Origin of the sequence: Pseudoxanthomonas sp. PXM04 (assembly GCF_014851695.1) — a bacterium.
Taxonomy (GTDB): domain Bacteria; phylum Pseudomonadota; class Gammaproteobacteria; order Xanthomonadales; family Xanthomonadaceae; genus Pseudoxanthomonas_A; species Pseudoxanthomonas_A beigongshangi.
The window spans coordinates 382,224-395,442 of record NZ_JACVAG010000002.1 but is presented as its reverse complement, the minus strand read 5'-3'; the positions used below and the strand labels follow the sequence as shown (position 1 = coordinate 395,442).

Below are 13,219 nucleotides of genomic sequence, written 5' to 3'. Positions count from 1 at the left end.
ATGGCGGTGAATGCACAGGCCCCGCGGGGCGATCGCTTCGTTCCCGCGCCCGCGGGCGCGGTGGTGCTGGGCGGCGTGCTGGGCGAGGCCATCGAGGCCAGCCGGCGAGGCCGCCTGGGCCATTTCATCACCGGCCCGGACAGCCCGGCGATCGCGATCTTCCATCCCGAGCACACCCGCGAGAATCTGGAAGGCGACTGGTACGGCGAACACGCGGGCAAATGGCTGTACGCCGCCGCCCGCGCGGTGGCGCGCAGCGGCGACGTCGACCTGCGCGACAACCTGCGCGCGGTGGCCGACTACCTGCTGTCCCGCCAGGCCGACGACGGCTACCTGGGCAACTATGCGCCCGAGCGCCGCTTCATGCGTCCGCAGCCACCCAAGCCGGTCAGCTGGGATGGCGCGCCGGCCTGGCGGACCTGGGACATCTGGACCCACAGCTATCTGATCCTCGGCCTGATCGAAACCTGGCGCGCGCTGGGCGACGAGCGCTACCTGGCCGCCGCGCAACGCATCGGCGATCTGTGCTGGCGCACGCTGGGCGAAGGCGGCATCGACATCACCTCGCTCGGCAACCACTTCGGCATGTCGGCCACGGTGCTGATGGATCCGGCGGTGGAACTGCATCTGGCGACCGGCGACCTGCGCTACCTGGAATTGGCCGAGCGCATCGCCGGACAGGCCGACGCCGAGCCGCGGCTGGGGCTGATCCGGCGCGCGCTGGAAGGTGCCGACGCGTCGGAAATCGCCACCGGCAAGGCCTACCAGCTGGCCTGGAACCTGGTCGGTCTGGCCAAGCTGCACCGGGCGACCGGCAAGGCGCGCTATCGCGACGCGGTCGATCACCTTTGGTGCAACATCCGCGATCACCACCTGACCCTCGGCGGCGGTCCCTGGGGCGGGGTGGCGCATCGCTCGCGCGAAGTGTTCAATCCCGCCGGCGTGTTCAGCCCGCAGGCCTATGTGGAAACCTGTTCGGTGCTGGCATGGCTGCAGCTCAATCGCGAGCTGCTGCGGATCACCGGGCATACGCGCCATGCCGAGGAAATCGAGCGCATCGCCTACAACGATCTGCTCGGCGCCGCCGCGCCCAACGGCGAGGACTGGTGCTACTACTCGTTCCCGAATGGCCCGCGCGTCCACACCACCTATTGGCGCTGCTGCAAGTCCAGCGGCGCGATGGCGTGGGAGGAACTGCCACCGCTGGCCTACGGCGTGGCCGAGGACGGCGCGTTGCAGGTCAATCTCTACGCGCCCGGACAGGTGCGGCTGGCCTTGCCAAAGGGTGAAGTGGGGATCGTCCAGTCGGGCGGTTACCCGTTCGCGGACGACGTGACCCTGACACTGCAACCGGCGCAGGCGATGCGCTTCACCCTGCGCCTGCGCGTGCCCGCCTGGACCGAAGGCGCCCGCGTGACAGTGAACGGCGAGGTGCTGGATGCCGGAATCGCGCCGGGAGAGTGGCTGGACATCAGCCGTGACTGGCAGCCGGGCGACGTCGTGGCGCTGCGCCTGCCGATGACGCCGACGCTTCATCTCCGTCGCAGCCGCAACGTGCAGGAATCGCGCGCGCCGGACGGTTCACCGGTGCGCCAGCAGGTGCTGCGCTACGACTACGTCGGCCTGACCCGGGGACCGCTGGTGTACGCGACGGGGCTGATTGACGGATTCAAGCACGAGGAAGCGGTGCGCCTGCCGGATGCGCCGCCGGCGCGATGGCTGCGTGAACTCGCCGCCGCCGATGGCGGTCCGGGCATGGACGTGGAGATGCAACTGGATGGCCGCGCGCCGCTGCGCTTCGCGCCGTACTACCGCGCCGGCGGCCGCGAGGATGGCGCGTGGCGGCTGGGCTGGCTGTCGCTGGCGCCGGATCCCGCCGCCTGGGCGGATCCGCCGGATGCCGGCCGGGCCATGGAGTAGCGGAGTGCGCGTGCCGGGCAAGCAAGAATTTGTCGCCAATGAAAATATGCGGTCCCGCTGTTTCGTCCCCGGAGCATGCGGGAGACTGGCCGCGGCACGGCTAGCGGCACCCGATGGAAACTTCACGCATGGATAACCCGTCTCCCTTCGGCCTGGTGCGGCGCGAGGGCCCCGCAGGACCGCTCAGCGGCGTCAAGGTGCTGGATCTGAGCGCCTACATCGCCGGGCCGTACGGCTGCACGCTGCTGGCCGACCAGGGCGCGCAGGTGATCAAGATCGAGCCGCCGGATGGCGACAACCTGCGCAAGTATCCCTCCACGCTGGCGGCCGAGAGCCGCGCGTTCATGGGCGTGAACCGCAGCAAGATCGGCATCGTCCTGGACCTCAAGTCGGCCGAGGGCCTGGCCGCGCTGTTGCGGCTGGTGCGGGAGGCCGACGTGCTGGTGCACAACTTCCGGCCCGCCGTGCCGAAACGGCTGGGTATCGATTTCGATCGCCTGACCCTGATCAATCCGCGCCTGATCTACTGCGCCGTCACCGGCTATGGCGAGCATGGTCCGATGAAGGACAAGGCCGGTTACGACCAGGTCCTGCAGACCATGACCGGCATGTGCGCTTTGCAGGGCAAGCGCGGCGCCGCGCCGGAGATCATCTACGGTTCGGTGGTGGACTATTACGCAGCGGCGCTGTTGGCGGGCGGGGTGTCCTCCGCGCTGTACGAGCGCGAGCGCAGCGGGCGCGGCCAGTTCGTCGGGGTGTCGCTGTTGCGCAGCGCGCTGACCATGCAATCGGCAAGGATGATCTGGGCCGAGGGCGAATCGCTCGACATCGGCCGCGACATGCGCTCCGGTGGCGTCACCGGCATCCATCCTGCACGCGAGGGCCACATCTACATCTCCGCCAATACGCCCAGGTTCTGGAAGGCCTTGTGCGGGAAGACCGGCCTTGACGCGCTGGCGGCGGACGAACGCTACGACAGCGTGCGCAAGCGCGCCGAACACGCCAATGAAATCGTGCCGCTGCTGCATGAAGCGCTCGCCACCCGCACCGCGCTGGAATGGGAAGCCCTGTTCGGCGACGAGGTGCCGTGCGCGGCCGCGCGCCGGGTCGAGGACATGTTCGATCATCCGCAGGTGCTGGCCGAGGACATCGTCGCCAACATCGAACATCCGGCGGTGGGCCGCTATCGCGGCGTGACCCGGCCGATCGCATTCGGCCGCACGCCCGGCCCGGCGCCGTTCGCCGCACCGGTGTTCAACCAGCACACCGGCGACGTGCTGGATCGCTGCACGGACGATGGCACCATGAAGGACTGAACCCCCGAACCGGTCCACGCACCGGTTCTCACGGGTTTTTACGATGAATTTACGCGGCCGACCGGGCCGCGAATGGAGGCTTTACGCCTGCCGGCGGGAAGATTTCCACAGTCGCGGAGCCGTTTCCGCGTGGACATCCCGCAATGCGCATTCCTTCCCTCCGCACGCCGGCACTGGCGTGCGTATTCCTGCTGGCGCTGGCCGAACCCGCCGCCGCCGTTACCCTGAGCGGCAATGCCGCGCTCACCACCGACTACCTCTGGCGCGGCACCAGCCAGACCCAGGACGATCCGGCGATCCAGGCCGGCTTCAAGGCGGCCGCCGCCAATGGCCTCTACGGATCGGTGTGGGGTTCCAATGTGGAATTCGCCCCCGAGACGCATGCCAGCAGCGAGTTCGATTTCATCGTCGGCTGGTCCGGGAACCTGGCCGATGACTGGGCGCTGGACGTCAATCTCACGCATTACCGCTATCCGGGCACGACCGTGGATCTCAACTGGTCCGAACTCAACGGCACCGTGACCTGGAAGCAGAACTACTGGGCGCAGGTCGGCTGGTCCAACGACGCCCTGGCGACGGACCGGAACGGCACCTACGCGCAGTTGGGCGCGCGCGCTCCGCTGGGAGAACGGTGGCGGCTGGAAGGCGCGGTCGGCCGTTACTGGCTGGATGACGCCTATGGCGACAGCTACGCACACGCGCAACTGGGCGCGGTGTGGGCGTTCAAGGCGCCGTTCGAACTGCGCGTGACCGCGCACGCCACCGACGATTCCGCCAAGCGCCTGTTTCCGGATCTGGCCGGCTCGCGTGTCGAGGCGGCCCTGCAAGCGTCTTTTTGAGGAGAACTCCCATGCCTGGTTGGCTGGCCCTGTTGTGTGGCATCGCGGTGATCGTGGCGGCAGGCTACCTGCTGTACGTGATCCTGCGTCCCGAAGAATTCTGATGCGGGTGAACGACAATGACTGAAGCATTTCTCGTCTTCGCGCTCGCCATCGCGCTGGGCTGGCCTCTGGGCCGTTACCTGGCGGCGGTGATGCGCGGCGCGCCGATGCGCGGCGACCGACTGTTCGGCTGGATCGAAAAGCCGATCTACGCGCTGCTGGGCACGCGCCCGGAGCGGGGCATGAACTGGCGCGGCTATGCCGGCGCGTTCCTGCTCAGCAACCTGATCGTCGGCCTGATTGCCTGGGTCATCTTCATGACCCAGGCCTGGCTGCCGTTCAATCCCGACGACATCCCGAACATGCGCTGGGACACCGCGCTGCACACGATGGTGTCGTTCCTGACCAATACCAACCAGCAGCACTACTCCGGTCAGGCGCAGCTGTCCTACCTGTCGCAGATGACCGGCATCGTCGGCCTGCAGGTGGTGACGCCGATGATGGGCCTGGCGATGGTGGTGGCGACGTTGCGCGCGTTGTTCGGCGGCCGTGGCGGGGTGAATTCCACCCAGGAAGGCGGTGTCGGGCAACCGAGCGAACGCGTGGACGTGGGCAACTACTGGGCCGATGTGGTGCGTTCGACGGTCCGCTTCATGCTGCCGCTGTGCCTGGCGTGGACGCTGCTGCTGACCAGCCAGGGCGTGCCGTCCACGCTCGCCGCCGGTCCGGTGGCGACGCCGGTGGACAGCAGTGCCGGCATGGGCGAACAGAAAATCCCGTTGGGCCCGGTCGCGGCGATGGTCGCGGCCAAGCAGCTGGGTTCCAACGGCGGTGGCTGGTACGGCCCGAACAGCTCGGTGCCGCTGGAGAACCCGACCCCGCTGTCCAACCTGCTGGAGACCCTGGCCATCCTGCTGATCCCGGTGTCGGTGGTGTTCATGGTCGGCGCGTTCACCGGCCGGCGGAAGTTCACCGCGCTGGTATTCGGCAGCATGATGCTGATGTCGGTGATATCCACCGGCGCGGCGATCTGGTCCGAGGCGCATTCGGCGACGGCTGCCGATCCTGCGCTGATGGAAGGCAAGGAAGTGCGTATCGGCACCGACGCGTCCGCGTTGTGGGCGGCGGTGACCACCCAGGTCAACAACGGTTCGGTCAACGCCATGCACGACTCGCTGGCGCCGATGACCGGGCTGGTGGCGCTGGTCAACATGCTGGTCAACGCGATCTGGGGCGGCGTGGGCTGCGGCCTGCAGCAGTTCATCGTGTACCTGCTGCTGAGCGTATTCCTGGCCGGCCTGATGACCGGGCGCACGCCGGAACTGTTCGGCCGCAAGATCGAGGCCGGTGAAGTGCGCCTGCTGGCGTTGCTGATCCTGCTGCAGCCGCTGGTGGTGCTGGGACTGACCGCGATCACGCTGGCCGTCCCGTCGATCACCGGAAATTCCAATCCCGGCTTCCACGCCATCAGCCAGGTCTTCTACGAGTACACCTCGGCCTTCGCCAACAACGGCTCGGGTTTCGAAGGGCTGGGCGACGCCACCTACTGGTGGAACCTGAGCTGCGTGGTGGCGCTGGCACTGGGACGCTTCCCCGCGCTGATCATCCCGCTGCTGGTGGCCGCGCGCATGGCCGGCAAGCGCCACGCCGCCGAATCGGCCGGCACCCTGCACATCGAAACGCCCACCTTCGCGCTGACCCTGGTGGCCGTGGTCGTGATCCTCACCGTGCTGCAGTTCATGCCCGCACTGGTGCTGGGACCGATCGCGGATCACCTGTCGCTGGTCGCGCACTGAGAGCACTCCCATGACGACGATTTCTTACCAGGAAAAAACCCGCCGGGATCATCCGGCGCTGATGGACGGCGCGGCGTTCCGCGCGGCCCTGCGCGACGCCTTCCTCAAACTGGCGCCGCGGCACCTGATCCGCAGCCCGGTGATGGCGGTGGTGATGGGCGGCACCCTGCTGTCGGCGGTGATCACGCTGGCCGGGGTGGCATCGGCCGGATTTGGCTGGGCCGTGACCGCGATCCTGTTCGTGACGGTGCTGTTCGGCAACTTCGCCGAAGCGGTGGCCGAAGCGCGCGGCCGCGGCCAGGCCGCATCGCTGCGGCGCGCACGCAAGGATCTGGTCGCGCGCCGGGTGGAGACCGCGTTGGGCGGCGCCGAAACCCGCATTCCGGCGGCCGAGCTGCGTCCGGGCGATTACGTGATCGTCTCGGCGGGCGAGCAGATTCCCGCCGACGGCGAGATCATCCGTGGTGTGGCGACCATCAACGAGTCGGCGGTGACCGGTGAATCGGCGCCGGTGCTGCGCGAGGCCGGCACCGATCGCTCCGGCGTGATCGGCGGCACCAAGGTGCTGTCCGACGAGATCGTGGTGAAGATCACCGCCGAGCCGGGGCACAGCTTCCTCGACCGGATGATCGCGCTGGTGGAAGGCGCCAATCGCCAGAAGACCCCCAACGAGATCGCGCTGACCCTGCTGCTGGCGGCGATGACCCTGACCTTCCTGATCGTGGTGGCGACCCTGCCGGCGATCGGCGCCTTCGTTGGCGTGAAGGTGGATCCGCTGCTGCTGATCGCGCTGCTGGTGTGCCTGATTCCGACCACCATCGGTGGCCTGCTGCCGGCCATCGGCATCGCCGGCATGAACCGCGCGCTGTCGGCCAACGTGCTGGCCAAGTCCGGCAAGGCGGTGGAAGTGGCCGGCGACGTGGACGTGTTGCTGCTGGACAAGACCGGCACCATCACCCACGGCGATCGCCAGGCCACCGCGTTCCATCCGCTGGCCGGCATCGACAAGGCGCAGCTGCGTGACGCCGCGCTGCTGGCCTCGCTGGCCGATCCGACCCCGGAAGGCAAATCGATCGTGCGGCTGGCGCGTGAGCAGGGCTGCATCCTGGACGAGCCGGAGCGGGCGACCTACCTGCAGTTCACCGCCCAGACCCGGATGTCCGGCGTGGACGTGGAAGACCGGGTGATCCGCAAGGGCGCCGGCGACGCCATCGGCCAGCATGTGCAGGCACACGGCGGCAACGTGCCCAACGAACTGGCCGCGCGCATCGAGCAGGTCGCCCGCGGCGGTGCCACCCCGCTGGTGGTGTCCGAGGGCCGGCACGTCCTGGGCGTGGTCGAGCTGTCCGACGTGGTCAAGCACGGCATCAAGGAGAAATTCGCCCGCCTGCGCGCGATGGGCATCCAGACCGTGATGATCACCGGCGACAATCCGCTGACGGCTGCGGCCATCGCCGCCGAGGCCGGCGTCGACGATTACATCGCCGAGGCCAGGCCGGAGGACAAGCTCGCTCGCATCCGCCGCGAGCAGGCCGCTGGCAAGCTGGTGGCGATGGTCGGCGACGGCACCAACGATGCGCCGGCGCTGGCGCAGGCCGATGTGGGCCTGGCGATGAACTCGGGCACCCAGGCGGCCAAGGAAGCCGGCAACATGGTCGACCTGGATTCGGATCCGGCCAAGCTGCTGGCGGTGGTCGAAGTCGGCAAGCAGCAGTTGATCACGCGCGGCGCGCTGACCACTTTCTCGCTCGCCAACGACGTGTCCAAGTACTTCGCGATCCTGCCGGCGCTGTTCGCCGCCGCGCTGCCGCAGATGGGCGCGCTCAACGTGATGCACCTGTCCAGTCCCGCCAACGCCGTGCTGGCCGCGCTGATCTTCAACGCGATCATCATCCCGGCGCTGATTCCGCTGGCGTTGCGCGGCGTGCGTTTCCGCCCGGCCACCGCCACCGTGCTGCTGCGGCGGAACATGCTGATCTATGGCGTGGGCGGCGTGCTGCTGCCGTTCGTGGGCATCAAACTGATCGACATGGCGCTGTCCCTCGTGACTGGCGCCTGAGGAAAACCACATGCAATCTCCCGTGAGCTACAAGATCGTCGCGTCGCCGCAGATCACCCGCGCCGGCCTGCTGCGTCCCTCCCTTGGCCTGGCGCTGGTGTCGCTGCTGGGTTTCGGCCTGCTGTATTCGCTGGCCGGCACCGGACTGGGACGCGGCCTGTTCCCCGCGCAGGCGACCGGATCGATCATCACTGCGCAGGGCCGAGTCACCGGCTCGGTGCTGGTGGCGCAACCCTTCACCGACCCGCGCTACTTCCAGCCGCGTCCGTCGGCGGCCGGCTACGATCCGATGGCGGCCGCCGGCAGCAACCAGTCACGCGGCAATCCGGATCTGCGCAAGCGCATCGACGAAGCCCGCGCGGCGGTGGCCGCGCGCGACGGCATCGCGCCGGTCGATGTGCCGCCCGATCTGATCACCCAGTCCGGTGGCGGCCTGGATCCGCACGTCAGTCCGCGCGGCGCGGAGGTGCAGATCGCCCGCGTCGCCCGCGCCCGCGGCCTGCCGCCGGCCACGGTGGCGGAACTGACCAAGCGCCATACCGAGGCCCCGCAGTTCGGCCTGCTCGGCGAGCCCCGGGTGAATGTCCTGCGCCTGAATCTGGCGCTGGACGCACTGCCGGCCACCACGCAGCAGGCACAATAGCCGCATGACCGACGCCCGCAGCCGCCAAGCCGATGCCCTGATCGACGGCCTGCACCGCGAGGCGGGCGGCCGCCTGACCATCTTCCTGGGCGCCGCGCCCGGCGTCGGCAAGACCTACACGATGCTTTCGCGCGCGCGGGAAATGCGCAAGCAGGGCACCGACGTCGTGATCGGCATCGTCGAGACCCACGGCCGCAGCGAGACCGCCGCGCTCACCGAGGGCCTGGAGGTGGTGCCGCGCAGGCGGGGCAGCTACCAGGGGCGCTGGCTGGACGAGATGGATCTCGACGCGCTGCTGGCGCGCCGGCCCAAGGTCGCGCTGGTCGACGAGCTGGCGCACCGCAACGCGCCCGGCAGCCGCCACGAGCGCCGCTGGCAGGACGTAATGGAACTGCTGGAAGCGGGCATCGACGTCTACACGACGATCAACATCCAGCATCTGGAAAGCCTCAACGACGTGGTCCACCGGATCACCGGCGTGCGGGTCAGCGAGACCGTGCCGGACGCGGTGTTCGATCGCCTGCGGGACATCGTGCTGGTCGACCTGCCGCCGCGCGAGCTGATCGAACGCCTGCACCAGGGCAAGGTCTACCTGCCGGACCAGGCCGCGCAGGCGTTGCAGGCGTTCTTCTCGCCATCCAACCTGATCGCGCTGCGCGAACTGGCGATGCAGACGGTCGCCGACCGGGTCGACAACGATCTGCGCGATACCCGGACCGCGCGCGGCCTGCCCGGCATGGCGTTGCGCCGCCGGGTGCTGGTGGCGATCGACGGCATGGGCCAGTCGGAGTACCTGGTGCGGGTCGCCCGGCGGCTGGCCGAACGCCGCGACGCGCCGTGGACGGTGGTGACCGTGCAGGCGCGCGAGGCCGGCGAGGCCACCCAGCTGGAACTGGATCGCGCGTTCGCGCTGGCGCGCCGACTCGGCGCGCAGACCGATGTCGTGCACGGCAACAGCATCGCCGACGCGCTGCTGGATCACGCCGCCCAGAGCGGCGCCTCCACGCTGGTGCTGGGACGCACCCGCGAGCGACCGGTGGCACGGATGTTCAACCGCACCCTGACCCAGCAATTGCTGCAACGGGCCGCGCACTACGAACTGGTCATCATCAACACGCCGGAAGCGCGGGCACGCTCGCGTCGGCGCTGGAACCGCGCCGACATGCCGGTGTTGCGCAACGATCTGCTGTTCGCGGTAATCGCGGCGGTGCTGGCGGTCGGCGTGTCCTGGCTGGTCGAACGCTGGACCGGCATCGACGATCTGTCGATGGTGTTCATCGTCGCGGTGGTGCTGGTGGCCACCCGCACCCGGATGGCGGCGGCGGTGGTCGCGGCGCTGCTGAGCTTCCTGGCCTACAACTTCTTCTTCATCGACCCGCGCTTCACCTTCAACATCGGCGCCTCGCAGGGCGTGACCACGGTGTTCCTGTTCCTGCTGGCGGCGCTGGTCGCCGGCCGGCTGGCCTCGCGCCTGCGCATGCAGGTGCTGGCGCTGCGCGCGGCCAACGCCCATGCCACCGCCCTGCAGATGCTTGGACGGCAGCTCACCAGCGCGGCGGATCTGGGCCAGGTGCTGGCCGCCGGCCGCGACGCGCTGGGCACGGCGATGGACGCCGAAATCTGGCTGCGCTGGGATGGACAGGTGGCGGCATCGAACGGGGTGGTGCTGGAAGGCAAGGATCTGGCCGCCGCCGACTGGGCCCAGCAGCATGCGCAGGCCACCGGTCGCTTCACCGACACCCTGGCCGGATCCGCATGGTGGTTCCTGCCGCTGCGCGACGCGCGCGGGGTGATGGGGGTGGCCGGCGTGCGTTTCCCGCGCGAACTGCCCCGGCTGGGTTTCGAGCAGCGGCGGATGGCGGAGGCGATGGCCGACGACATCGCCCAGGCCGCGCTGCGCACGCGGCTGGTCGCGGATCTGGAGGGCGCGCGCATCACCGGCGAGACCGAGCGCTTGCGCTCGGCCCTGCTGTCCTCGGTCTCGCACGATCTGCGCTCGCCGCTGGCCTCGATGATCGGTTCGGCCAGCAGCCTGGCGAATTACGCCGACGCGATGGACGCCGAGGATCGCAAGGCGCTGCTGGACACCATCCAGCGCGAGGGCGAGCGGCTGGATCGCTACATCCAGAACCTGCTCGACATGACCCGGCTGGGCCATACCGGGCTGACCCTCAACCGCGACTGGATCAACGTCGACGAACTGATCGGCTCGGCGGTCGGGCGGCTGCAGCGCTACCAGCCGGAAGTGCGGCTGCAGACCCGGATCGCCACCGACCTGCCGCCGATCTGGGTGCATCCGGCGCTGGTCGAGCAGGCGGTGTTCAATGTGCTGGAGAACGCCGCCAAGTTCTCCCCGCGCGGTGAGCCGGTCGAGGTCGAGGCGCGCCTGGTCGACGAACAGTTGCGCATCGACGTGCGCGATCGCGGGCCGGGCATCCCGGAACAGGAGCGCAGCCGCATCTTCGACATGTTCTACAGCGTGGAGCGCGGCGATCGCGGCCGCCAGGGCACCGGCCTGGGCCTGACCATCTGCCAGGGCATGATCGGCGCCCACGGCGGCAGCGTGGAGGCGCTGCCCGGGCCGGATGGCCGCGGCACCACGATCAGGATTACGCTTCCCCTCCTGCATCCCTGAGTTCCGCCGGTCCCGCCTTGAATCCCGCCGACACCGTCCCGGTTTCGTCCGCGCCCCCGGTCCGCATCCTGGTGGTCGACGACGAGCCGCAGATCCGCAAGTTCCTCGACATCAGCCTGCGTGCGCAGGGGTATCGGGTACTGCTGGCCGAGGACGGCGCTTCCGGCCTGGCCGCGCTCGCTTCGCCCGGCGCGGATCTGGTGATCCTGGACATCGGCCTGCCGGATCGCGACGGCCACGAGGTGTTGCGCGAAATCCGCGGATTCTCGCAGGTGCCGGTGATCATGCTGACCGTACGCGCGGGCGAGCAGGAGAAGGTGGCCGCGCTCGACGCGGGCGCCAATGACTACGTGACCAAGCCGTTCGGCGTGCAGGAACTGATGGCGCGCATCCGCGGCCTGCTGCGTGCCCACGCGGGCGCGACGGTGGAGGCGCCGGTGGTGTTCGATGATGGCCGCCTGCATGTTGATCTGGCCCGGCGCGAGGTGTCCCTGGACGGCGAGCCGCTGGCGTTGAGCCGCAAGGAATTCGCCCTGCTGTCCTTGCTGTTGCGCCATGCCGGCCGGGTGGTCACCCAGCCGCAATTGCTGCGCGAACTGTGGGGCCCCACCCACCAGCAGGACACCCACTACCTGCGCATCCTGGTCGGCAAGCTGCGCCAGAAGATCGGCGACGACGCTTCCGCGCCGCGCTACATCGCCACCGAGCCGGGCGTGGGCCTGCGTTTCATCGACGGTGGCCACTGACGCGGCCGCCGCGCGAAGGCAACCGGGACGCAGGCGTCAGGGATGACGCTCCAGCCGCAGCAACCGTCCCTCCGGCTCATCCGTCAACAGGTACAGCGTGCCGTCCGGCGCCTGTTTCACGTTGCGCAGGCGGGTTCCGCTGAGCAGCACTTCCTCGCCGAGCACGCGATCGCCCTCCAGGTCCAGCCGCAGCAGGCTGCCGGTGGACAGTCCGGCGAGGATCATGTCGCCGCGCCATTCCGGAAACTGCGAGCCGCTGTAGATGACCAGGCCGGTGGGCGCGACGGTGCGATCGGTCCAGGTCCATGCCGGCGCGGTGTAGATCGCCCCGGGCAGCGTCTGCGGCCGGTAGCCGGTGGTGCGATAGCGGCCCGAGGTGTGCACCGGCCAGCCGTAGTTGGCGCGCGGACGCAGCACGTTGACCTCGTCGCCGCGATGGGTGCCATGTTCGGACATCCAGATGCGTCCGTCCGCCGCCTGCGCCAGTCCCTGCGCGGCGCGGATGCCGAGCGCATAGAGACCGGGCACCGCATTCGCGCCGAAATCCGGATTGCCAGGCACGGGCTTGCCGTCGAGGGTGAACCGATAGATCTTGCCGCGCCTGTCCGTGGGATCCTGCGCCACCGGCAACGGCGGATTGTCGCCTTCGCGGAAATGACGCTCGCCGACGGTCAGGTACAGATGGCGCTGGCGATCGATCAGCAAGCCGCCGCCGTAGTGGAAGCGCTCGGCCGAACGCGGGGTGGCGGCGAACAGCGGACGCAGCTCGGCCAGGCGATCATCGATCAGGCGCGCGGTGGCCAGGCGGGTGGTGAGGCCGTCCGCGTCCTGCGACGCGTAGGTGAAGTACAGGCGGCGATTGCTGGCGAAATCCGGGTGCAGCACCACGTCGAACAGTCCGCTGTTGTCGCCGCGACCCTCGAAGGCGTCGACCAGATCGTCGGGCATGCCGGCGACCGGATGCTTCGCGCCGTCCGGTCCGATGCGGACAAATCCGCCTTCCTTTTCGCTTACCAGAAAGTCCCCGTCGGGCAGGAATGCCATCGACCAAGGACGCCGGAGGCCGGTGGCGACCGGGATTGTTTCGATTGCTTCCGCGGGGGCTGTCGCCATGCCCGCGGCCAGTACCAGTTCGAACAGCATCGACGATTCCTTTGTTATCGTGCCCCGCCGCCCATGCCGATCGCGCGTGGGCCTTGAAGGAGGGTTTCCCGTGTCGTCGA

General features: G+C 69.1%; 10 protein-coding genes. 9 read left to right on the top strand and 1 reads right to left on the bottom strand.

All coding sequences use genetic code 11. The annotated features are described in order from the left end of the window. The 9 genes from IB228_RS07795 (at position 1) to IB228_RS07755 (ending at position 11,996) form a co-directional block, all read left to right on the top strand. The gene (locus tag IB228_RS07795; protein ID WP_225562317.1) at positions 1-1,920 is read left to right on the top strand and encodes a beta-L-arabinofuranosidase domain-containing protein; all 1,920 of its coding nucleotides are present in this window, start codon (positions 1-3) and stop codon (positions 1,918-1,920) included. Positions 1,921-2,048: 128 nt separating this feature from the next. Continuing rightward, the gene (locus IB228_RS07790) at positions 2,049-3,236 is read left to right on the top strand and encodes a CoA transferase (RefSeq protein ID WP_192198009.1); all 1,188 of its coding nucleotides are present in this window, start codon (positions 2,049-2,051) and stop codon (positions 3,234-3,236) included. A 143-nt stretch (positions 3,237-3,379) separates the two neighbouring features. After that, positions 3,380-4,075, top strand: coding sequence for a TorF family putative porin (locus IB228_RS07785; RefSeq protein ID WP_192198008.1), 696 nt, complete (start codon positions 3,380-3,382; stop codon positions 4,073-4,075). An 11-nt stretch (positions 4,076-4,086) separates the two neighbouring features. Next, positions 4,087-4,179: a potassium-transporting ATPase subunit F gene (locus IB228_RS07780; RefSeq protein WP_141455506.1), complete on the top strand. Its 93-nt coding sequence runs from the start codon at positions 4,087-4,089 to the stop codon at positions 4,177-4,179. Between the two features lie 15 nt (positions 4,180-4,194). Beyond that, positions 4,195-5,913 (top strand): potassium-transporting ATPase subunit KdpA, encoded by a 1,719-nt coding sequence (kdpA, locus tag IB228_RS07775; protein WP_192198007.1) that lies wholly within the window; start codon positions 4,195-4,197, stop codon positions 5,911-5,913. 10 nt (positions 5,914-5,923) lie between these two features. Next, complete coding sequence (gene kdpB / locus IB228_RS07770; RefSeq protein ID WP_192198006.1) at positions 5,924-7,972, top strand: potassium-transporting ATPase subunit KdpB; 2,049 nt, start codon at positions 5,924-5,926, stop codon at positions 7,970-7,972. Positions 7,973-7,982: 10 nt separating this feature from the next. Next, positions 7,983-8,615, top strand: coding sequence for a potassium-transporting ATPase subunit KdpC (kdpC, locus tag IB228_RS07765; RefSeq protein ID WP_183639266.1), 633 nt, complete (start codon positions 7,983-7,985; stop codon positions 8,613-8,615). A 4-nt stretch (positions 8,616-8,619) separates the two neighbouring features. Continuing rightward, positions 8,620-11,250, top strand: a complete 2,631-nt coding sequence (locus tag IB228_RS07760; protein WP_192198005.1) for a sensor histidine kinase KdpD — start codon at positions 8,620-8,622, stop codon at positions 11,248-11,250. A gap of 17 nt (positions 11,251-11,267) precedes the next feature. Next, the gene (locus IB228_RS07755) at positions 11,268-11,996 is read left to right on the top strand and encodes a response regulator transcription factor (protein WP_183639262.1); all 729 of its coding nucleotides are present in this window, start codon (positions 11,268-11,270) and stop codon (positions 11,994-11,996) included. A gap of 36 nt (positions 11,997-12,032) precedes the next feature. Here IB228_RS07755 and IB228_RS07750 read toward each other — a convergent pair whose 3' ends face one another. Next, on the bottom strand, positions 12,033-13,139 hold the full coding sequence (locus IB228_RS07750; RefSeq protein WP_192198004.1) for a PQQ-dependent sugar dehydrogenase: 1,107 nt from the start codon (positions 13,137-13,139) through the stop codon (positions 12,033-12,035). Positions 13,140-13,219 lie beyond the last annotated feature (80 nt).

Bases quoted from the DNA above. Each gene is read 5' to 3' on its own strand.
- IB228_RS07795 (WP_225562317.1), top strand. From the start codon at position 1: ATGGCGGTGAATGCACAGGCCCCGCGGGGCGATCGCTTCGTTCCCGCG.
- IB228_RS07790 (WP_192198009.1), top strand. From the start codon at position 2,049: ATGGATAACCCGTCTCCCTTCGGCCTGGTGCGGCGCGAGGGCCCCGCA.
- IB228_RS07785 (WP_192198008.1), top strand. From the start codon at position 3,380: ATGCGCATTCCTTCCCTCCGCACGCCGGCACTGGCGTGCGTATTCCTG.
- IB228_RS07780 (WP_141455506.1), top strand. From the start codon at position 4,087: ATGCCTGGTTGGCTGGCCCTGTTGTGTGGCATCGCGGTGATCGTGGCG.
- kdpA (WP_192198007.1), top strand. From the start codon at position 4,195: ATGACTGAAGCATTTCTCGTCTTCGCGCTCGCCATCGCGCTGGGCTGG.
- kdpB (WP_192198006.1), top strand. From the start codon at position 5,924: ATGACGACGATTTCTTACCAGGAAAAAACCCGCCGGGATCATCCGGCG.
- kdpC (WP_183639266.1), top strand. From the start codon at position 7,983: ATGCAATCTCCCGTGAGCTACAAGATCGTCGCGTCGCCGCAGATCACC.
- IB228_RS07760 (WP_192198005.1), top strand. From the start codon at position 8,620: ATGACCGACGCCCGCAGCCGCCAAGCCGATGCCCTGATCGACGGCCTG.
- IB228_RS07750 (WP_192198004.1), bottom strand. From the start codon at position 13,139: ATGCTGTTCGAACTGGTACTGGCCGCGGGCATGGCGACAGCCCCCGCG.